Raw genomic sequence first — 20,994 nt, 5'->3', positions numbered from 1 at the left:
CGGCATCGGCCACTGGCTCGCCACTTCTGCACACCGCCGTGACTGATGGGGTGCACGGGCGCGGTGTGCGTCAACTCTGGCTTCGGCTCCCTCGCCCGTCGCACGTGTGTGAAGAAGTGACGGCGGCAAGGCCCCGATGCGCGTGCCATGAGGCCACCGCTTAGCGGCGGTGGTTCCGATTCTTGCTTTGCTGACGGGCACGCTCACAAGTGGAATCTCCCGATCATGTGACGATTCGATGCAAAAGATCGGGTCTCCAGGTTGGCAAACCCCTTTGTTTTGTCTAGCATCAAACTCAGCGGCGAGAATGGGAACGCTCACATATGCGGGAGTCCCCATCGGTTCGCGTGGCTGTGGCAGCGATGCAGCCCCGCACGACGAGCAGGCTGAACGCAGGCACGGCGAGTCGCTGACAGTTCGACTGACGCACGATCAACGGAGATCAGATGTCCTTGAAGTACACCCAACCCCTGCGCCGTGCAGGTGCTGCCGCGTCGCTCATGGCCATGGCGATCACCGCCGTCGCCGCCATCCCGGCCCAGGCCGCGGAAGATGCTCCGCAAATCATCGTCAACGGCGGTTTCGAGGACGGCACTGCGGAGTGGGGCAGCGACAACGGCGCCTCCACGATCACCGCGGTGTCGGACCCCGTGCACGCAGGTGCGCGCGCGGTGCACGTCACCGACCGCACCGCCACCGGCTCCGGTGTCTCGCAGGACGTGTCCGGCAAGCTCCAGCAGGGGCGCGACTACGAGGTCTCCGCGTGGGTGCGCTACGACGAGGGCCCCGCGACCAAACAGTTCAACGCCACGGTGCGTTACGGCGGGAACTCGTGGACCAACTTCGCGACCGAGACCCTCACGCGCGGTGAGTGGGGAGAGATCACGGGCACGCTCTCGGTGCCGGCCGACGGCAACGTCGGTGACGCGCTCATCTTCCTCGAGACGCCGTACGTCGCGAGCCCCGACCCCGTCAACGACCTCATGGACTACTACGCGGACGACGTCTCGCTCATCGGCCAGCCCTTCACGCCGCCGCCGCCGCCCGCCGGCGACGCGATCCGCGGACTCACCTCGACCGTTCGGGATGACGGCACGTTCGCCAACTCGATCTTGAAGGCCGACGTACCCGACGTCAGCACCATCATGGTGCCCAAGGAGGACACCGGCGCCGAGCACGATGCGTACTACATGGTCTCGACCACCATGCACCTGAACCCCGGCGCCCCGATCATGAAGTCGATCGACCTCGTCAACTGGGAGATCGTCAACTACACGTACGACATCCTCTCGACGGGCGACTCGGACTCGCTGCGCGGCGGCACCAGCGCGTACGGCGAGGGCCAGTGGGCCACATCGCTCCGCTACCACGAGGGCAAGTACTACGTGTTCTTCAACACCAACAACAACGGTCACGCTTACCTGTTCATCACGGAGGACATCGAGAGCGGCGAGTGGGAGCGCATCGAGTACGACCGCACCTTCCACGACCCCTCGCTGTTCTGGGACCCGAACGACAACGACAAGCCGTACGTGCTGCACGGCTACAACGGCCTCACGATCACCGAGCTCACCGAGGACCTCACGCAGGCTGCACCCGGCGGCGTGAACGGCCAGCTCATCCACGCCTCGATGTATGAAGGTGGCCTCGGCAGCGGGTACGAGGGCGCTCACGCGTACTTCCGCGACGGCCAGTACTACGTGGTGATGATCAGTTGGATCAACAACCGCCGTCAGACGCAGCTGTTCCGGAGCGACGACCTGCTGGGTCCCGTCGGCGGTGGCGACCCCTACGACTACCAGGTCGTTCTCGACTCCAACGGCATTGCGCAGGGTGGCCTCATCGACGTCCGTCATGACGGCGGCGAGGTCGACAGCTACGCGATGCTGTTCCGCGACAACTACCCTCTGGGGCGCATTCCCACGCTGGTGCCGGTCGAGTGGCCCGCGGCGGGATCAGGTGAGTGGCCGCAGTTCGGCGACGAGAACGGCGACGTCGACCTGCCCGGCAACCTCGAGATCCCCGTCGAGCTGACCGCCGACGAGCAGCACCGCGAGAACCTCCGTCAGATCGTCACCTCCGACGACTTCGCCAACGACGCCGCTCCGCGCGCATTCAACGACGAGGTGCACGAGGGATACGAGGAGGAGTGGACGAACAACGGCTCGGAGCTCGCTCTCGAGTGGCAGTGGAACCACGCGCCCCACAACGAGCACTGGTCGCTGACCGACCGCGAGGGATGGCTGCGGATCGAGAACTTCGACGTGGTCACGGGCGTCGCGCAGTTCAACAAGAACCCGATCGAGGCGAACCGCCTCACGTACTTCGAAGAGACGCGCAACACGCTGTCTCAGCGCACGTTCGGTCCCAAGTCGTCTGCGGAGACCCGCGTCGACATCTCCGGCCTGAACGACGGCGACGTGGCCGGCCTCGCGACCTACACCCGCGAGTACGGATACGTCGCGGTACAGGACAACGGTGACACCCGCACGGTGGGTGTGGTTCACCGCACCCGCACCGGCGGTGCCTACGAGGACGACGTCACCGCTGTCGAGGACTTCGAGCCGGGCACCACCGCCGACTTGCCGGCCGGCACGACGGACGTCTTTCTGAAGGCTGACATCGACTACACGGGCCCGGGCCGCATGGCGTTCTACTACAGCCTCGACAACGAGACCTGGACCCTGTTGGGCGAGGACTACTCGATGCCGAACGACTCATACCAGGGCCACTTCATGGGCTACCGGTTCGGGCTGTTCACCTACGCCAAGGAGACCACCGGCGGCCACGCCGACTTCGACTACTACTACCTGTCGGACACCCTCACTGCCGATTCCGAGACGCTCGACACGACGCGTGCCGATGCGCTCCTGGGCCTGGTCGACGGCATGGACTCGTCGGGCTACTCGTCGGAGAGCTGGGCAGCGGTCGACTCCGCAGCAACGTGGCTGAGCGCTGCTGTCGCCGACTCCAGTACTCAGAACCAGATCGATGCCCCCGAGTACGAGCTCGAGGTGGCGATCGCGGAGCTCGAGGCAGCCGAGCCGGCCACGGTGGAGTCGATCGAGGTCACGCAGTTGCCGACCACCACCGACTACATGGTGGGTGACGATCTGGATCTCGATGGTCTGGAGGTCACGGCGACGTGGACCGACAGTGCCACGTCGGTACTGACCGCGGATGAGTTCACGGTGACGGGCTTCGATTCGTCTACCGCCGGTGACGTGACTCTGACGGTGACGTATGGCGCGGACGAGTCGGTCACGACGATGTTCGATGTCTCGGTCTCCGACGCGGTGGAGACGCCCGAGTTCGCGGACGTCGACGAGGCGCTGGAGCACTACGAGTCGATCATGTGGCTCGCGGGTCGGGGCATCACCGAGGGTTGGGAGACCGAGTCGGGCACGGAATTCCGTCCGTTCAGGTCGATCACGCGTGATGCCATGGCGGCGTTCCTGTACCGCTACGCCGGTTCGCCGGACGTCACGTTGCCGTCGGAGTCTCCGTTCGTGGATATCACCACGGACAACACGGAGTTCTACGAGGAGATCGTGTGGCTCGAGTCCACGGGCATCACCGAGGGGTGGGAGACGGACGAGGGGACTGAGTTCCGTCCCTTTGAGCCCATCACCCGTGACGCGATGGCGGCGTTCTTGTACCGCATGGCGGGCGAGCCCACGGTTGACACCTCCGCCGGTTCGCCGTTCGAGGACATCAGACCTAAGAACACCGAGTTCTACGAGGAGATCCTCTGGCTCGAGTCCACGGGCATCTCCGAGGGGTGGGAGACGTCCACGGGCGTCGAGTTCCGGCCGTTCGGCGAGACCACCCGCGACGCGATGGCCGCATTCCTGAGCCGCTACGACAACTGGGCGGACTGAGACCTCACGACCACAGATTCACCTCACTGCACCATGAACACTCAAGGAGGAGTCACATCATGACCGTTAGAACACCAAAGAGGGCCGTGATCGCGGCCGTGGGACTGGGGGCGGTCATGTTTGCCGCCCTCGTTCCCGCGGCTAGCGCCGCGGACCTGGAGCTCGTCCCCGATGGCGGGTTCGAATCCGGCAGCCTGGAAGGCTGGTCCGCTCAGAACGGCGGCGCGTTGCAGATCAGCGACGACGCCCGGACCGGAGCCCAGTCGATGGAGGTGAACAACCGCACGGGAACTCAGTCGGGACCGTACCTCGACATGTCCGCCGTTGCTGAGGCCGGAGTCGAGTACAGCGTCTCGCTGTGGCTCAAGTGGGAGTCCGCAGAGGCCACCGTCACGGAGAAGACCTTCAACCTGACCACCTGGGCAGGCGGCTTCGCCTTCGACGACCGCTTTTCGGTCACGGCGACTGAAGGCGAGTGGACCGAGCTCGCGGGCTCGTTCACGCTCACCGAGGACCAGGTCACCGAGAGCACCTCGATCTTCATCGAGACTCCGTTCGTCGGCGAACCCGGCCCCAACGATCTCATGGGATACGTGGTTGACGACGTGTCCGTGCTCGCTCCCATCGACGAGGGTGACAACATCATCGTCAACGGAGGCTTCGAGGCCGGCATCGACCCCTGGTATGGCGATGGAAACGGCGTCTCCACGGTCACGCTGACCGGTCCGGAAGATGCACGCACGGGCGAAGCTGCGGTTCTCGTCAGCGAGCGTCAGGGCACCTTCGCGGGTGCCACTCAGGACCTGAGCGGACTGCTCGAGCAGGGACGTTCCTACTACCTGTCCGCATGGGTGCGCTACGAGGGCGAGGCCACTCCGGCCACCAAGCGCTTCAACGGAACCGCGCGGTTTGGCGGCACGAGCAACAGCTACTTCGACTTCGCCTCCACCAACCGGAGCGGCAACGGAGTGGCTGCCAAGGGCGAATGGACAGAGATCACGGGAACCCTCAACGTGGCCGATGACGCGAACGTCGACGACGTGATCCTGTTCTTCGAGACCCCCTACGTCGCTGACGGAGACCCCGACGCAGACCTGATGGACTTCTACGTCGACGACGTCGTCATGACGCTGCTCCCCGTGGTCGAGCCTCCGTCGGCGGACGACCTCACGATTCCGATCGTCGGCAAGCAGGTGGGCAACCACAACCCGCTGATGTCCCACCGGTTCGGCGCCGACGGCAACGCGTTCGTCTACGACGGTCGCGTGTACATGTACATGACGAACGACACGCAGGAGTGGGACCCGTCCTTGGACTCGGACACCAACACCTACGCGCGTATCAACGAGATCGTGGTGATCTCTTCTGACGACATGGTCAACTGGGTTGACCACGGCGCCATCAGCGTGGCGGGTCCCGACGGTGCGGCCACGTGGGCCTCCAACTCGTGGGCTCCCGCGTTCGCGACCAAGGAGGTCAACGGAGAGCAGAAGTTCTTCCTGTACTTCTCCAACAACGGCTCGAGCGTAGGCGTGCTGGAGGCACCGACCCCCACCGGTCCATTCACCGACCCGATCGGCGAGCCCATCGCCGACCGCAACACCCCCGGAGTTCCCACCGAGTACTCGGGCTGGTACTTCGACCCGGGCGTCTACGTCGCGGACGACGGCCAGGCCTACCTCTACTACGGCGGCGGAGACCCCAACCCGTCCTCCGCGGTCGAGGACCCGGTCAACAACCCCATGACCACGTACGTGGTGAAGCTGGCCGACGACATGATCTCTCTCGAGGGAGAGGCTCAGGTCATTGACGCCCCGAACATCTTCGAGGCGAGCCACGTCTTCGAGCGCGACGGCAAGTACTACTACTCGTACTCGACCGACTTCACAAGCCAGGGCCGCGACCCGGGAGCTCCTCCGACGGGTGCCATCGCGTACCTGATGGCGGACGACCCGATGGGACCGTGGACCCCTGCGGAGTTCGCCGGAACGGCGTTCGTCAACCAGGCGAACTTCTTCGGCAACGGCACCGGTGGCAACAACCACCAGTCGTTCTTCGAGCTGGGCGGTGAGTACTACTTCACCTACCACGCCCCGACCATCAATGCGCGGATGAACACCGAGGTCGGGACCAACATCTCCGGCTACCGCAGTCCGCACATGCAGAAGGTCGAGTTCAACGAGGACGGCACCATCGTCCCGATTCAGGGCGACTACGCGGGCGTGGACCAGATCAAGAACCTGGACCCCTTCCGCGTGATCGAGGCCGAGACCATCGGCTGGCAGTCCGGCGTGCTGACCGAGCTGGTCGAGCGTGGCTCTGCCGAGTTCGGCCCCTTGGAGTCCAACTCGGTGCTGACGGCACTGAACAACGGCGACTGGACTGCGCTGTCCTCGGTCGACTTCGGCACGAACAACGAGGTCGAGTTCAGCGCAATGGCGACCCCGCTGGTCGACGGCGTCCAGATTGAGGTCCGTGCAGGAGCCGCCGATGGCGCTCTCCTGGGCACCCTCGACCTCGACGGCACCGTCGGAGAGCTCGGCGAGTACACGACCACGCTCTCGGGCGTGGCCGGCGTCCACGACGTGTTCTTCGTCTACACCGGCGCTGCCGATGTCGCTCTCGCTCAGGTCGATACCTGGGAGTTCGCGGCGAGCGGCGAGCCGGCGACGGTGGAGTCGATCGAGGTGGCGCAGTTGCCGACCAAGACGGACTACATGGTGGGTGACGCTCTGGATCTTGATGGTCTGGAGGTCACGGCGACGTGGACCGACAGTGCCACGTCGGTGCTGACGGCGGATGAGTTCACGGTGACTGGTTTCGATTCGTCGGCTGCCGGTGACGTGACTCTGACGGTGACGTATGACGCGGACACGTCGATCACGACGTCGTTCGATGTCACGGTGACCGATTCGACGGAGCCACCCGAGTTCGTCGATGTCGATGACTCCCTGGAGCACTACGAGTCGATCATGTGGCTCACGGGTCGGGGCATCACCGAGGGTTGGGAGACCGAGTCGGGCACGGAATTCCGTCCGTTCAGGTCAATCACGCGTGATGCGATGGCGGCGTTCCTGTACCGCTATGCCGGTTCGCCGGACGTGACGCTGCCTGACGAGTCTCCGTTCGTGGATATCACCATGGATAACACGGAGTTCTATAAGGAGATCGTGTGGCTGGAGCAGCAGGACATCACCGAGGGCTGGGTGATGGCGGACGGCACGGAGTTCCGTCCGTTCGAGCCGATCACTCGTGACGCGATGGCGGCATTCCTGTACCGCATGGCGGGCGAGCCCCCGGTTGACACCTCTGGTGGTTCTCCGTTCGAGGACATCACGTCCCTGAACACGGAGTTCTACGAGGAGATTCTGTGGCTGGAGTCCACGGGCATCACTGAGGGTTGGGAGACGTCCACGGGCGTCGAGTTCCGTCCCTTCGGTGAGACCACCCGTGACGCGATGGCCGCGTTCCTCAACCGCTACGACAACCTGGCCGACTAGGCCCGGACAGCGAGTCGGGCCCCGGTCCTCCTCCCCCCAGGAGGGCCGGGGCCCGCTTGCTTGGCGGAGCACCCGCGTGGGTGCCCGCTGCTGCACAGCCCCACCTGAATTGCCACCACAGTTTTCTGCGCGACGAAGCGCCCCCCTCCCGGGTGACGCCTTGCCGCCGCTACCGGGAGGAAACCCATGCGCATCCCCACCCTTGTGCGAAGTACCGCTGTGCTGGCCGCGTCGGCCGCGCTGCTGAGCGCCGGCATGGCGCCAGCCGCGTCGGATGAAGCCGAACTCGAGCTTCCGCCGCTGTCGGACACCGTCAACATCCCCTTCGGCTTCGCGATCGACAACCGAGAGACCACCGGCGCGGCCGCAGAGCTCATGCAAACTCACGCGACGCAGTTCACGCCCGAGAACCACATGAAGCCCTACGCCTGGTACTCCGGGCCGGATCAGTTCTCGCCGTCGCCCATCATCGACACGCTGATGAGCTTCGCATCCGACAGCGACCTCGACATCCACGGGCATACCCTCGTGTGGCACTCGCAGTCCCCGGACTGGTTCTTCGACGGCGCGGACGGCGAGCCGTTGCCCGCGGACGATGAGGGGCGCGAGATCCTGCGCCAGCGCATGGAGACCCACATCTTCGACGTCGCGGAGTACCTCGCTGACGAGCACGGACTGTTCGGGGCCGGGAACCCCATCATCTCGTTCGACGTGGTCAACGAGGTCGTCAGCGACAGGGGCGACACGCCCGGGGGCCTGCGCGAGTCTGAATGGTTCCGGATCCTCGGCGAGGACTTCATCGACCTCGCGTTCCAGTACGCGGACGAGGCCTTCAACGAGACCTACGCCGCTCCCGGATCGGACCGGCCGGTCGCTCTGTACATCAACGACTACTCCACCGAGTGGCCCGACAAACGAGCGCGGTACCACGCGCTCATCAAGCGGCTCCTCGACCGCGACGTGCCCGTCGACGTGGTCGGCCACCAGTTCCACGTTCACTCCTCCGTATCGGTGCAGCAGCTGGACGACACTCTCACCGACTTCGAGGATCTCGACGTGGAGCAGGCCGTCACCGAGTTCGACCGCCCCACGGGGACGCCCGTGACAGACGAACGGCTCCAGGACCAAGCCGACTTCTACCGTGATGCCTTCCAGGTCTTCGCCGACACCCCCTCGGTGCGGGCGATCACGGTGTGGGGACTGACGGACGATCGCAGTTGGCTCGCCGACGATGGTGCGCCGCTGCTCTTCGACGCGCAGTTTCAGCCCAAACCTGCCGCCTTCGCCGTCGCCACGGTGGAGCGGATCTCGGATGAGCCCGCAGAGGTGGAGTCGATTGCGGTCACCCAGATGCCGACCACGATCGAGTACACGGTCGGTGACGAACTGGATCTGGCGGGCCTGGAGGTCACGTCGACGTGGACCGACTCGGCCACGGAGGTGCTGACCAGCGATGAGTTCACGGTGACCGGCTTCGACTCGTCGGTTGCCGGTGACGTGACGCTGATGGTGACCCTCGATTCTGACGCGTCCATCACGACGTCCTTCGACGTGACGGTCTCGGCTGCCCCGGTGGAGATCGAGTTCACCGACGTCACAACCGAGTCGTCGGAGTTCTACGACGAGATCGTGTGGCTCGCGAGCCGGGGCATCACCGAGGGTTGGGAGACCGAGGCGGGGACGGAGTTCCGCCCGTTCAGTGCGATCACTCGGGACGCGATGGCCGCGTTCCTGTACCGCTACGCCGGTGAGCCCACGGTGGACACCTCTGGCGAGTCTCCATTCATCGACATCACTCGGGCCAACACGGAGTTCTACGAAGAGATCGTGTGGCTCTCCGAGCAGGGCATCACCGAAGGCTGGGAGACATCGGAGGGTACGGAATTCCGTCCGTTCGAGCCCATCACTCGTGACGCCATGGCGGCGTTCCTCTATCGCATGGAGGGGAAGCCGGCCGTGGACACCTCTGGTCGTTCTCCGTTCGTGGACATCACGCCTAACAACACGGAGTTCTACCCGGAGATCACGTGGCTGGAGTCCACGGGTATCACCGAGGGATGGGTGGTGAACGGCGAAGCCGAATACCGTCCGTTCCACTCCACCACGCGTGACGCGATGGCCGCCTTCCTCTACCGTTTCGACCAGCTGCCCAAGTAGCCCGTGCCAAGGCCGATGCGCGGGCTTGCTTGGCCCGCGCATCGGCCCGATGCGCGGGCCGGGCCTGTGCGCGACTACCCTTGAGCGTATGGCTGGTAACTCACAACGTCGCGGCGCGACCCGAAACGCAGGATCGAAGAAGGGCGCCTCCGTCGGCACGGGCGGCAAGGGCCGCAGAGCCCTCGAGGGCAAGGGCCCCACTCCCAAGGCGGTGGAGCGCCCGTATCACAAGGCCTACAAGCTGAAGAAGAAGGCCGAAGCCGACGTCGCCAAGCGCCCTCAGCGCTCGGGCAGGGTCACGCCCCGAGACAAGACCTCGAGCTCTCACGAGCTGGTGATCGGCCGCAACAGCGTGCTCGAGGCGCTGCGCAGCCGGCTCCCCGCGGTCGCGCTGTCGGTCTTCAACCGGATCGACGCCGACGACCGGATCACGGAGATCGTGTCTCTCGCCGTCGAGGCCGGGATCGAGGTCCGCGAGGTCACCAAGGCGAACCTCGAAGCGCTGTCGGGTGGGAGCCCCCACCAGGGCGTCGCACTCGAGGTGCCGCCCTACGTCTACGCGGCGCCTGAGGACCTGCTGGAGATCGAGGGGCAGGCGCGGATCATCGCGCTCGACAGCATTCAGGACCCGCGCAACCTCGGCGCGATCATGCGCTCGGCAGCGGCGTTCGGCGCGACCGGAGTGGTCGTTCCCGAGCGCCGGGCCGCGGGTGTCACCGTCGCGGCCTGGAAGGTCTCCGCGGGCGCCGCCGCCCGCCTGCCCGTGGCTCGCGCCACGAACCTCACGCGCACCCTCGAGGCCTACAAGGCCGCGGGGCTCTTCGTCATCGGCCTGGATGGCGGGGGAGACGTCGACATCGCGGACTCCCACCTGCTCGATGGCCCCTTGGTGATCGTGGTCGGCTCCGAGGGCTCGGGGCTGTCACGACTCGTGCGCGAGGCTTGCGACCAGATCGCATCGATCCCCATTGAGAGTGACACCGAGAGCCTCAACGCCTCGGTCGCCGCGTCGATCGCGCTCTACGAGGCGCGCAAGGCCCTGGGCTGACGCCACGCCCTTCGCGGGCGGCGAGGCGACGCGCGCTCAGTCGGCGCTTGGGACCGAGGGCGCCGAGTGCTCGGTGGGCGCCGTTGGTGCCGTGGGCGCGGTCGCTGTGCGCAGCGACCGCCGCTCGACCATAGGGGGTTCCGCGTCCTCAGGCTCGGGCACGCCGCCCCACGCGTGGGTGTTGTCGTTGGCGTAAGGATCGGGCAGCTCGAACGTGTCGCCGTGCTCCTCGGTGAGCGCCGGCAGCTCTGCCGTCATCTCCGCGATCGAGCGGCCCAGGACGGCCTTCTCATCCGCCTTCTTGGGCAGCACGTGCTTGACGTACGATGCGGTCGCCACCGGCATCGGCACGTCGTGACCTGCGGCCTCAGCCAGGTACCAGCGGTGCTCGAGCACCTCGTGGAACACCTGCGCGGGCTCGAGCTTGCCCCGCAGGCCCCGCGGCACGGCGCGCACCGTCGGCTCGAACATGGTCGTCAGCCAGTCGTGCGCGGCATTCGCCTCGTCCATCGCGCTGTCGCCCTTCCAGGCGCGGTACTCGTCCAGGTCGTTCAGCAGCCGGCGCGCCTGGTTCTCCTGGACGTCCAGACCCGTGAGGCGCATCAGCCGCCGCTGATGGAAGCCGGCGTCGACCACCTTGGGGCGAATTGCGATCGCGGTGCCGTCCTCCGTCTGCTCCATGTCGATCTCGCCCAGGTCGAAACCCAGCTCGTTGAGCTGGCGCACCCGCTCCGCCACGCGCATCCGCACATTGGAGGTCGCCGTCGACACCTCGGTAAGTGCCGACCACAGCTCCCGGTACCGGCGCTCGAGGCGCTCGCCGATCTCGAGCGGGTCCACGCTCTCGTCGAGATCCTCGGACCCCTGCAGGTCCAGCAGCTCGCCGGTGATGTTGGTGGTCGCGATCTCGAGGTCGTACGCGCGCTGGCCGTCGGTGAGCCGGGTCTGCAGGTCGCCTGTCTCGGCGTCCACAAGGTAGGCGGAGAACTCCGACGCGTCGCGGCGGAACAGCGCGTTCGACAGTGACACGTCGCCCCAGTAGAAGCCCAGCAGGTGCAGCCGCACGAGCAGCACTGACAGCGCGCCGACGAGCCGCTTGAGCGTCCGGGGGCGCATCGCGGAGGCGAACAGCGCGCGGTAGGGCAGCGAGTAGGCGAGGTGCTCGGTCACCAGCGCCGCAGAGAGGTCCTCGCCGGAGGGCGTGCGCCTGCCCGTCACCACGGCGATGGGGTGCACGGTGGGGGCGTCGAGCCGCTGGAGCTCGCGCAGAATCGTGAACTCCTTATGCGCGATCTCGGGGTTGGTCTCCTTGATGGCGAGGACGTTGTCGCCATGGCGGACGAACCTCACGACGTGGCGCGACAGTCCGCGCGGCAGGGCCGCGATGTGCTCTTCGGGCCATGCGCTGAGCGGGATCTCCCACGGGAGCTCGATCAGGGCGGCGTCGGCGGCTCCGGTGATGTGCAACGGCATGCGGCAAGACTAACGGGCACCGGTGCGGACAACAGCGAAGGGGCGGCCCCGTTCGGGACCGCCCCTTCGCTTGATGCTGTCGCCGAGACTAGCGGCGGGTCGGCTCGATCTTCACTTCCTTGGAGATGCGCTCCCCGGTGGCCGCGGAGAAGATGTGCTGCTCACCCTCGCGAATCTTCACCCACACGGTGTCGCCCTTGCCGGGAACGTCGCGGGGGTCGATGCGCAGGATCATCTGCGCGTCGCCGGCCTGGAAGTGGATGTCCTTTGCGTCGGGGGCGTCGGTGGGAACCTCGCCGTACACGAAGGCGTCGGAGCCGAGCTCCTCGACCACGTCGACCTGGACCGGGATGGCGCCTTCGGTGTTGGGCGCCACGCGGTCGAGCGACTCGGGACGGAAGCCCAGCACCACGTGGTTCTTGTCCTCATCCTTGAGGTGCGACAGCGCCTCACGCTGGAGGGCAACCTGGCCGCGACCGACCTGTGCCTTGTCACCCTCGACACGGAAGGTACCGATGTTCATGGCGGGGGAACCGATGAATCCGGCGACGAACACGTTGGCCGGAGCGTCGTACATGTCGCGTGGGGTGCCGACCTGCTGGAGAACGCCGTCCTTGAGGACCGCGATGCGGTCACCCATGGTGAGCGCCTCGACCTGGTCGTGCGTCACGTAGACCGTGGTGGTGCCCAGGCGGCGCTGGAGGGCGGCGATTTGGGTGCGGGTCTGCACACGCAGCTTGGCGTCGAGGTTCGACAGCGGCTCGTCCATGAGGAACACCTGCGGCTGGCGGACGATGGCGCGACCCATGGCGACGCGCTGACGCTGACCACCGGACAGTGCCTTGGGCTTGCGGTCCAGGTACTCGGTGAGGTCCAGGATCTTCGCGGCGGCCTCGACGCGCTGACGGATCTCCGACTTGTCGATCTTGGCGATCTTGAGCGCGAAGCCCATGTTGTCGGCGACCGTCATGTGCGGGTAGAGCGCGTAGGACTGGAACACCATTGCGATGTCGCGGTCCTTAGGCTGAACGTGAGTGACCTCGCGGTCGCCCACCCAGATGCTGCCGGCGTCGATGTCCTCGAGACCTGCGAGCATGCGCAGGGAGGTGGACTTTCCGCAACCGGAGGGGCCGACGAGGACGAGGAATTCGCCGTCCGCGATGTCGAGGTCCAGCTGGTCGACGGCGGGCCGTTCGGTGCCGGGATAGATTCTCGACGCCTTGTCATAGGTAACAGTGGCCATGGTGATGGTCCCTTCACTGGCAGGTACGTGCCAGACGATCCGTGGTGAAGAGTGCCGATGTGGTGTCCACAGTGACACTGCCCCCGGCAACGATGCTGAGGGTGACCTCATCTTGCCATAGGGCGAACCGCCACGTCACCCCGGGAACGGTACGTTTGGATCATGGCCGGGGTGAAACGCGACACGGGCGAGGAGATCGGCGGATACACCGTCGTCGAGACGCTCGGGCAGGGCGGATCCGGGGCGGTCTATCGAGTCCGCGACGGGGGCGGCGAGACGTACGCCCTCAAACTCGTGGACGCCCAGCATGACGAGGTGGCGGCGCGTCGCCTGGAGCGCGAGGTGCAGGCGTTGCAGTCGCTGCGCCACCCCGCAGTGCCCCGGATTCTCGACGCCGAGCTTGATGGTGCCGAGACGTTCGTGGTGTTCGAGTACATCCCCGGGGTCAGCATCTGGCAGCACGTCCAGGATCATGGCCCGTTGTCGGGGCCGGCCCTCGCGGACTTCGCGGACCGCACCGCATCTGCGCTCGAGGCCGTCCATGAGGCGGGAGTCGTGCACCGCGATGTCACACCGTCGAACATCATGGTGGGCCCGGAGGGACCCGTGCTCATCGACTTCGGCCTCTCGCACCTCGAGCACGACGAGCGCCTCACTCGCGACGGGCTGGTCTCGGGCACCGCAGGCTACGTGGCCCCCGAGGTGATCGACGGAGCCGAGCCGGGGCCCATCGCCGACCGTTGGTCGTGGGCCGCGACCGTGGCGTATGCGCTCACGGGATCCGCACCTTTCGGTTCGGGCACGGGAGCCATCTCACGCACCCTCGCGGCGCAGGTGGAGCTTCCCGATGCGCCCGGTGCCGAGGCGCTCCGGGCGGCACTGGGCCGCGACATCGGCGCGCGACCGAGCCCGCGTGAGGTCGTCGCTGCGTTGCGGGGCGCGACGATCGCCCTGCCGGCGTCGGGCGAGCAGATGGCCGCCACCGAGGTTGCGCCGGGCCTCGCCGCGACATCCGTGATGCCCGCCAATGGAGCGTGGAACGAGGCAGGCTCGGACCCTACTGCCGGACTGACGGTCACGGCCGCGAGCCCCGTGAGCAGCGACGAGCTGCGCCGGCGCGACGCCGCCGATCCGTGGGACACCGCGGACGACGGCGAGGCGGGCGACGTCGACTACGCGGACGACGGCGAGGGTGACTACGAGGACGACGGCGAGGACGGCGCTGCACACGAGCGCGACCCTTGGGCCGCCGATGACGCATCGCTGCCGAGCGCACCGCGCCATCCCCTGATGACGCTCGCGTGGATGCTCGCACTGGCCGCATCGGCCGCACTCGCGCCGTTCATCGCCGCCGCGGCTCTCGTGCTGGCGGCCGTCCTGGCGAGGACGGCGCAGCGGCGCGCGGTCGGGTTGCAGCTCGCGCGCAGGCGGCATGGTCAGCGCCGGGGAGACGCCGCCATCCACGCGCTCGGCCTGCCCTGGCACTTGTTGCGGTCGCTGGGCGAGACCCTCCCGGCGGCAGTCTTGGCCGTCGCAGCGGGCGGGGGGGTGGCCGCGCTGTGCTGGTGGCTGGTGGACGAAGGGCGCTTCGCGGGCGGTGGCCTGGAGGATTGGGGGCACGCGGGAGCCCTGGCCGCTGGTGGCCTCGTCGCCGCAGCCACCCTGTGGTGGGGACCGTGGATGGAGGCGACCCGTGAAGGCGGCCGGCGGGTCGCGTCGGCGCTCGCTCCCACACGTGGGGTGGCGGTCGCCTGGACGCTCGTAGGCCTCGCCGCGCTGGGCGTCGTGGTGCTCGCGGTGTACCTGAACGCGTCCCCGCAATGGTGGCCCGCACCCCAGCTCCTGGGGTAGCAGTCCGGCCGGGAACCGCGTGCTCGTGCGGTACGTTGGCGAGGCGATGCGACCGTGCTCGGACGAGGCTGCGGCGCGCCTACCAGCGGAGGGGTTCGATGGCACTCAGAGAACGGTTTGGCACAGTCCAGCCGTGGCTCAGTCTGCTGGTCCGGCTGTCGATGGCCGTGATCCTGATCGCCGCCGCGATTCCCAAGATGCAGGACATCCCGAAGTCCATCATCGCCGTGCGCGCCTACCGGCTGCTGCCGGAAGAGGTGGTGCCGTTCGTGGGCACCATGCTGCCGTTCCTCGAGCTGGCGCTCGCGGCGCTCCTGCTGCTGGGCGCGTTCACCCGGCTCGCGTCGATCCTGTGGCTCGCGATGATGGCGGCGTTCACGTTCGGAGTGATCTGGGCGTGGGCCACTGGCCTGACCATCGACTGCGGCTGCTTCGGCGGCGGCGGCGAGGTCGATGCGAGCGAGACCAACTACCCGGCGCACCTGATGGAACGGCTGGGCTTCATCGCCCTCGGCACGTTCCTCGCAATCTGGCCGCGAAGCCGCTTCTCCGTGGATCAGTCGCTCGCGCCCGCACCCGAACCTGAACCCGAGACCCGATCCGCGCACTACAGTGCTGACCACACCTGAGACGAGAGAGTAGACCGATGGCCAAAAGCAAGGCGAACGACTCGAACGACAAGGCCTCTGCCGCCCGCAGACAAGCGCAGCAGCAGGTCAAGGCGCAGGAGCGCCGGACCGCGCTGTACATCACCATCGGCGCTGCGCTGGTGGTGCTGATCTTTGGCGGCATCGTGTACTTCATCGTCCAGCAGTCCTCCGTCCCGTCGCTCGACTCCGACGACGCCGTCGCGCCGATGGGGGCCGACGAGACGGGCGGCATCCTCATCGGCATGGACGGCGCGGCTGGTGGCGAGGCGCCCGAGGACGCCCCCCGCGTGGACATCTACGAGGACTTCATGTGCCCCGTGTGCGGCCAGTTCGAGGAGATCAACAAGGAGGACATCGACGCGATGCGCGAGGCGGGAGACATCGAGCTCTACGTGCACCCGATCTCGATCCTCGACCACACCTCGCAGGGCACCAACTTCTCAACCCGGTCGGCCAACGCCGCGGCGACTGTCGCGGATGCAGCTCCCGAGCAGATCGTGCCGTTCATGAGCGCGATGTACGAGAACCAGCCCGCGGAGGGCACCGGTGGCCTGACCGACGAGCAGATCGAGCAGATCGCGATCGATGCTGGCGTGCCAGAGGACGTCGCCGCGACCCTCGATGACGGCATCTTCAATAAGTGGGTCGTCGCCGCGACGGACCAGTCGTCGCAGGACGGCGTGCCCGGTACCCCCGCGGTGATGGTCAACCGCGAGATGCTCGACCAGCGCGACGTCCCGTACTTCCAGCCGGGAGCGCTGAGGGCGCACATCGAAGGCCTCTAGGCCACGCTCGTCACCAAGGTCCCGTCGGCACCGCCGACGGGGCCTTGGTGCGTCCGGCTCAGTGCGGTGCACGGGTATCCTGCTGGGACGGCGCACTCACGCGCTGCACCGCTGGCATGGCGCAATTGGTAGCGCACCTGTCTTGTAAACAGGGGGTTGCGGGTTCGAGTCCCGCTGCCAGCTCTCTTTCGACCCGACGCTCGAGAAACTCCTCGCGTCCTTTCGCCGCCATTATCCGCGGTCATTCCCCCACGCCCATGTGAAAATCGTCACATCTCTGTCGCTTGGCGAGAAAATCCTCAGTAGTTTTCCCACCAATGCCGATATATGGCAGGTATCACACTCTGCGAGTCGCAGCGCGTCGAGCTTTCGGGCGTGCGGATCGTGGAGTCTTGGTGAGTAAAACCGGACAAGAGCGCAGGCAGTACTGCAAGGCACGACGCTCGTCGAGAGGGTGCGGAAACTCTCGAGACGGGCGAGAACATCTCTGCGAGTTGCGGGCCGGGAACCTTGTGAGATCGATCACAACGAAACTTTCACGCAATTCGAAGATGACTCAAGACGCTGGGGGGAACCCCGGGGGAATCCACCCCCGGGGTGACCAGCAACATTCACAGAGGGGTTTTGGATATGGCAGACAAAAGGTACAAAAAGCGTAAATTCGCAGCGCTGGCACTGGCGCTGGTCGGCGTGGCCGGGCTGTCGGTCGCATCAGCGGCGACGCTCACCGTCGAGGCATCGAACGAGGTGGCCATCGGCTCCGGCGAGTTCACGTCATGTGACACGGCAGTCGACGTCGACTACACGTACGACGAGGACACCTTCCTGATCAAGAACGTCAACGTCACTGACATCGCGGAGCTCTGCAACGGCAAGGACGTCCGTGTCGTGCTGATGGATTCTGCAGACGCGGAGCTCGCCGACATCTCGGGCACCGTGGCGAGCGGAGCGTTCAGCGAAGACCTGTCCGCTCTGGACACCCCGATCACCATCCCGATCGGGACGAACCTGGGCGACGTCACCGTCATCATCGGCTAGCAGACAGATACCGCGGACAGGCGCTGATGGCAGCCATGCTCGACGCCAATACCGGCTCGCTCACCGCGAGCCGGTATTGGCGCGTGCTGAGGCAGGCCTTCGCGTGGGCGCTGTTGGCGGTCGCGGTGTACTTCCTGTGGCCGGCCGCCCTGGGTGGAGGCACCTCTCTCGTCATCGTGTCGGGAGACTCGATGGAGCCCACCTATCACTCGGGTGACATGGTGATCGCACGCTCGGGCGCACCGGCCGTGGGCGACGTCATCGTGTACGCGCCTGAGGGACTGGGCGGGGCTCAGGTGGTGCACCGCATCATCGGCGGCGATGCCGAGTCCGGCTGGGAGCTCCGGGGCGACAACAACGACTTCATCGATCCCTTCTATCCGGCTGAGGCCGAGGTCCGCGGGGTGGTCCAGGTCCACATCCCGAACGCCGGCGCCGTGACCATGAGAATCTTGAACCCGCTGGTGTGGTGCGGAGTGATCCTGGCTGCGCTGGTCGTGGCGCTGTGGCCGTCCGAGGGCAAGGACGAGGAGCAGGGTGACGACGAGCCCGAGCCCGAGTCCGATCCCGAGGACGAGGACGAGTCGGATGGCTCGGCCCCTGACAGCGAGGACAGCGTGGCGCCCGCAGGCGCTGTCGCCCTGGCGAGAGTTGCAGCGAAGCCCGCGTCACGGCGCAGGCATCAGCGCGTCGCGCTCGCCGCGTTGGCAGGCGGCCTCAGTCTTCTCGCGGTCGCGTGTGCCACGCCTGCGAGCGCCGCGCAGCTGACATTGTTAGTGGGCCACGAGCTCGCTGTGCTGCCCCTACAGGCGTGTGCCCCGGGACAGGCCGGAGGCGCTCCGGTGATCGACAGCACCGGGACTGACGGGACCTCGGCGGGAGTCTTCTCCGAGGTGAGTCTCAGCGGGGTTCCTGCTGCCTGTCACGGGCGGCCTCTCGAAGTGTTCGTGCACGATTCGTCCGGAACGGTGATCTCCTCGGGAAGCGAGACGGCCTCGGCCAGCCCGATTATCGCGATGAGCGGCTATGCGGCGACCTCCGTGGCGACCGTGGTCGTGCGCATTGGTGGGTGGATCTTCCCCACCACCTGGACGGCGCCGCTGCCACCGGTCCCCACGGAGCCGTACTCGTGCGTGGGTGCGACATCGGCGCCGCAGGGCACGGGCGAGGCGTGCACGGTGACACCCAAGCGCGGGAACACATGGGGCAGTCCCGGCTCGCGCCTGGGCCACCAGACCTTCTCGGTGGACACCAGCGCGCCGAACGCCATCGTCACCATCGACCTCAGCAAGTCGCCCTTCCCCGGGTGGACGGTCGCGGCAGTGATGACGAACGGGGATTGGATCAAGGTGCCCGGCTACTCGTGCTCGGAGCTTCCCCTCGTGCGGGTGTACGCCAACCCCGCTAACGGCGGCAAGAAACAGGGGGCCTACTTCTGGTACCAAGAGAGCGCGGCGGGCATCGGCAGCCAGAATGTCATCTGCCCTGGCCCCTAGGGCGTTCCCCAGCGGATCGGCGAGGCTCCCTGCTCCGTGAGCAGTGCGTTCACCCGCGAGAACGGTTTGGAGCCGAAGAACCCGCGGGACGCGCTGAGTGGACTCGGGTGTGGGCTCGCCACCTGCGGGACATCCCCGAGGAGCGGCGCGAGGTTCTGCGCGTCGCGACCCCACAGCACCGCGACGAGGGGTCCCGCACGCGACGTGAGCACCCGAATCGCGTGCTCCGTGATTGCTTCCCAGCCCTTCCCCCCGTGCGAGCCGGGCGAGCCCGGGGAGACGGTGAGCACGCGGTTGAGCAGGAGCACCCCCTGCTCGGCCCAGTGGGTCAGGTCGCCATCGGGCAGGGTCTCTCCCGTGTCGTCGCGCAGCTCGCGGGCGATGTTGACGAGCGAGCGCGGCATGGGATGGCCGGGAGGTACGGAGAAGCTCAGGCCCACGGGGTTGCCCGGCGTCGGGTAGGGGTCCTGGCCGACGATGAGCACGCGCACGTCGGCCAACGGCGCGTGAAAGGCACGCAGCACCGCGTGCGAGTCCGGCAGGTAGCCGCGGCCGGCCGCCATCTCTTCCCGCAGGAACGCACCGATGCGCGCAAGGTCCGGCGCCATCGGCGCCAAGGCATCCGCCCAGTCGGGCGCCACCTGGGTTCGCCATGCCTCCGACATGTGCGACACACTATCCTTGCGCCATCGCGCCCCCGACACTGCGAACCACGTCTGGCGCGGCACGGCCGCGAGCGGTCAGGAGACCGCCGACGGGCCTGAATGACATCTCTGTAGTTCGCCGGTAGTGTGGGGCTACCAATCGAGACAAGGAGGGTGCTCATGAGCGAGGCCGCACAAGTCGAGCACGCACCCGCCGTCGACCAGCTGTCCGAGCGCGACGCCGGTGTGCTGCGGTTCGAGCGCAAGTGGTGGAAGTTCGCGGGCGCCAAGGAGGACGCCATCCGCGAGCAGTTCGGCATGACGAGCACGCAGTACTACCAGGTGCTTGGCGCGCTCATCGACACCCAGGCCGCGCTCGCCTTCGACCCCATGCTGGTCAAGCGACTGCGCCGCATGCGGTCCGCCCGTCAGCGAGGACGTGCCACGCGCTCGTTCGACGCGGCGTCCCTTCGCTAGAGTGACCCGCGTGTCCGAGCACTACGAGCCAGACGAATTCGACGAGATCGCCGCCCAGGGCGGCCCAGTCGGCGTGCACCGCGCGCCGCGCACGTGGTGGAGCCGCGTGCTCCCGCCGCTGCTGGCCTTCGTCATCGCTGGCGCCGTGGCGTTCGCCATCGCCACCCTGCTGTGGAACCGCGACGTGGTCGGGGGAGCCGAGCCCACGGCCGAGCCGACCGTCACGATCACGCCCTCGGGCGAACCGTCGGTGACGGCGAGCCCCGTGCCCTCCGCGACCACGCAGGAGCCCGTCGCGTCCCCCACGCCTACGCCAACTCCGACCGAGACGGAAGAACCCGAGCCCGTGATCCTCTACGACTCCCAGGTGCACGTGCGCAATGGCGCTCGCATCCAGGGGCTCGCAGGTGAGCAGCAAGAGGCGCTCGCGGACGCCGGCTACACGAACCTCGAGGCGAACAACATCGACCCGTCGCTGATCCCGGACGGCACCAACGTGGTGACCTATGACGGCGAGCGCCTCGCCGACACTGCCCAGGACATCGCCGACATCCTGGGGATCGAGGCCGTCGACGGGGGCGGGACTCCCGGCGGTGCCGAGATCGAAGTCCTGCTCGCGTCCGATCCCGAGTCCTGACCCCGGCGCCCCCGCGCGGGGACGCGCAGGCTCTGCCCGCGCATCGGCGCGACCTGGGTGCCGCCCGCGCGTGCCCAGGGCGAAAAGTGGTCGACACGGTTTGCACTCGGAGGG

The 20,994-nt window shown here is 67.1% G+C and carries 14 protein-coding genes and 1 tRNA gene; 12 read left to right on the top strand and 3 right to left on the bottom strand.

Going from position 1 to position 20,994, the window contains the following annotated elements:
- The first annotated feature begins 446 nt into the window (after positions 1-446).
- The 4 genes from ACNI3K_RS00680 to rlmB all read left to right on the top strand — a co-directional run bounded on the left by ACNI3K_RS00680 (position 447) and on the right by rlmB (position 10,586).
- On the top strand, positions 447-3,881 hold the full coding sequence (locus ACNI3K_RS00680; RefSeq protein ID WP_419389940.1) for a beta-xylosidase family glycoside hydrolase: 3,435 nt from the start codon (positions 447-449) through the stop codon (positions 3,879-3,881).
- Positions 3,882-3,940: 59 nt separating this feature from the next.
- Positions 3,941-7,381, top strand: a complete 3,441-nt coding sequence (locus tag ACNI3K_RS00675) for a carbohydrate binding domain-containing protein (RefSeq protein ID WP_419389939.1) — start codon at positions 3,941-3,943, stop codon at positions 7,379-7,381.
- A 186-nt stretch (positions 7,382-7,567) separates the two neighbouring features.
- Positions 7,568-9,538 carry an endo-1,4-beta-xylanase gene (locus tag ACNI3K_RS00670; protein ID WP_419389938.1) on the top strand — a complete coding sequence of 657 codons (1,971 nt, stop codon included), beginning with the start codon at positions 7,568-7,570 and terminating at the stop codon, positions 9,536-9,538.
- 88 nt (positions 9,539-9,626) lie between these two features.
- The gene (rlmB, locus tag ACNI3K_RS00665; RefSeq protein ID WP_419389937.1) at positions 9,627-10,586 is read left to right on the top strand and encodes a 23S rRNA (guanosine(2251)-2'-O)-methyltransferase RlmB; all 960 of its coding nucleotides are present in this window, start codon (positions 9,627-9,629) and stop codon (positions 10,584-10,586) included.
- A 36-nt stretch (positions 10,587-10,622) separates the two neighbouring features.
- Here the strand turns inward: rlmB and ACNI3K_RS00660 are convergent, their stop codons facing one another.
- Together ACNI3K_RS00660 and ACNI3K_RS00655 are read right to left on the bottom strand one after the other, a co-directional pair.
- Positions 10,623-12,059 carry a DUF4032 domain-containing protein gene (locus ACNI3K_RS00660; RefSeq protein WP_419389936.1) on the bottom strand — a complete coding sequence of 479 codons (1,437 nt, stop codon included), beginning with the start codon at positions 12,057-12,059 and terminating at the stop codon, positions 10,623-10,625.
- A gap of 88 nt (positions 12,060-12,147) precedes the next feature.
- The gene (locus ACNI3K_RS00655; protein WP_419389935.1) at positions 12,148-13,302 is read right to left on the bottom strand and encodes an ABC transporter ATP-binding protein; all 1,155 of its coding nucleotides are present in this window, start codon (positions 13,300-13,302) and stop codon (positions 12,148-12,150) included.
- A gap of 162 nt (positions 13,303-13,464) precedes the next feature.
- Here ACNI3K_RS00655 and ACNI3K_RS00650 point away from each other — a divergent pair, with 162 nt between their 5' ends.
- From ACNI3K_RS00650 to ACNI3K_RS00625, 6 genes are all read left to right on the top strand, one after another.
- A complete protein-coding gene (locus ACNI3K_RS00650; RefSeq protein WP_419389934.1) occupies positions 13,465-15,153 on the top strand; it encodes a serine/threonine-protein kinase in 1,689 nt (562 codons plus the stop codon).
- A 98-nt stretch (positions 15,154-15,251) separates the two neighbouring features.
- Entirely contained in the window at positions 15,252-15,782 is a 531-nt protein-coding gene (locus tag ACNI3K_RS00645) for a MauE/DoxX family redox-associated membrane protein (protein WP_419389933.1), read from the top strand.
- Positions 15,783-15,799: 17 nt separating this feature from the next.
- Complete coding sequence (locus ACNI3K_RS00640; RefSeq protein WP_419389932.1) at positions 15,800-16,588, top strand: DsbA family protein; 789 nt, start codon at positions 15,800-15,802, stop codon at positions 16,586-16,588.
- Between the two features lie 110 nt (positions 16,589-16,698).
- A tRNA-Thr gene (locus ACNI3K_RS00635) sits at positions 16,699-16,771 on the top strand.
- Between the two features lie 447 nt (positions 16,772-17,218).
- A complete protein-coding gene (locus ACNI3K_RS00630; protein WP_419389931.1) occupies positions 17,219-17,626 on the top strand; it encodes a hypothetical protein in 408 nt (135 codons plus the stop codon).
- Between the two features lie 26 nt (positions 17,627-17,652).
- Positions 17,653-19,122: a signal peptidase I gene (locus ACNI3K_RS00625; RefSeq protein WP_419389930.1), complete on the top strand. Its 1,470-nt coding sequence runs from the start codon at positions 17,653-17,655 to the stop codon at positions 19,120-19,122.
- Here ACNI3K_RS00625 and ACNI3K_RS00620 read toward each other — a convergent pair.
- Entirely contained in the window at positions 19,119-19,787 is a 669-nt protein-coding gene (locus ACNI3K_RS00620) for a uracil-DNA glycosylase (protein WP_419389929.1), read from the bottom strand. The two genes, ACNI3K_RS00625 and ACNI3K_RS00620, sit on opposite strands and share 4 nt — an antisense overlap.
- A gap of 159 nt (positions 19,788-19,946) precedes the next feature.
- Between ACNI3K_RS00620 and ACNI3K_RS00615 the strand changes: the two genes are divergently transcribed.
- Together ACNI3K_RS00615 and ACNI3K_RS00610 are read left to right on the top strand one after the other, a co-directional pair.
- Positions 19,947-20,243, top strand: a complete 297-nt coding sequence (locus ACNI3K_RS00615; protein ID WP_419389928.1) for a DUF3263 domain-containing protein — start codon at positions 19,947-19,949, stop codon at positions 20,241-20,243.
- Between the two features lie 10 nt (positions 20,244-20,253).
- Positions 20,254-20,880 carry a LytR C-terminal domain-containing protein gene (locus ACNI3K_RS00610; protein ID WP_419389927.1) on the top strand — a complete coding sequence of 209 codons (627 nt, stop codon included), beginning with the start codon at positions 20,254-20,256 and terminating at the stop codon, positions 20,878-20,880.
- Positions 20,881-20,994: the final 114 nt, after the last annotated feature.

This window comes from Demequina ureilytica, from assembly GCF_048553575.1.
Lineage (GTDB): Bacteria > Actinomycetota > Actinomycetes > Actinomycetales > Demequinaceae > Demequina.
This window is presented reverse-complemented; position numbering and strand designations above follow the sequence as displayed.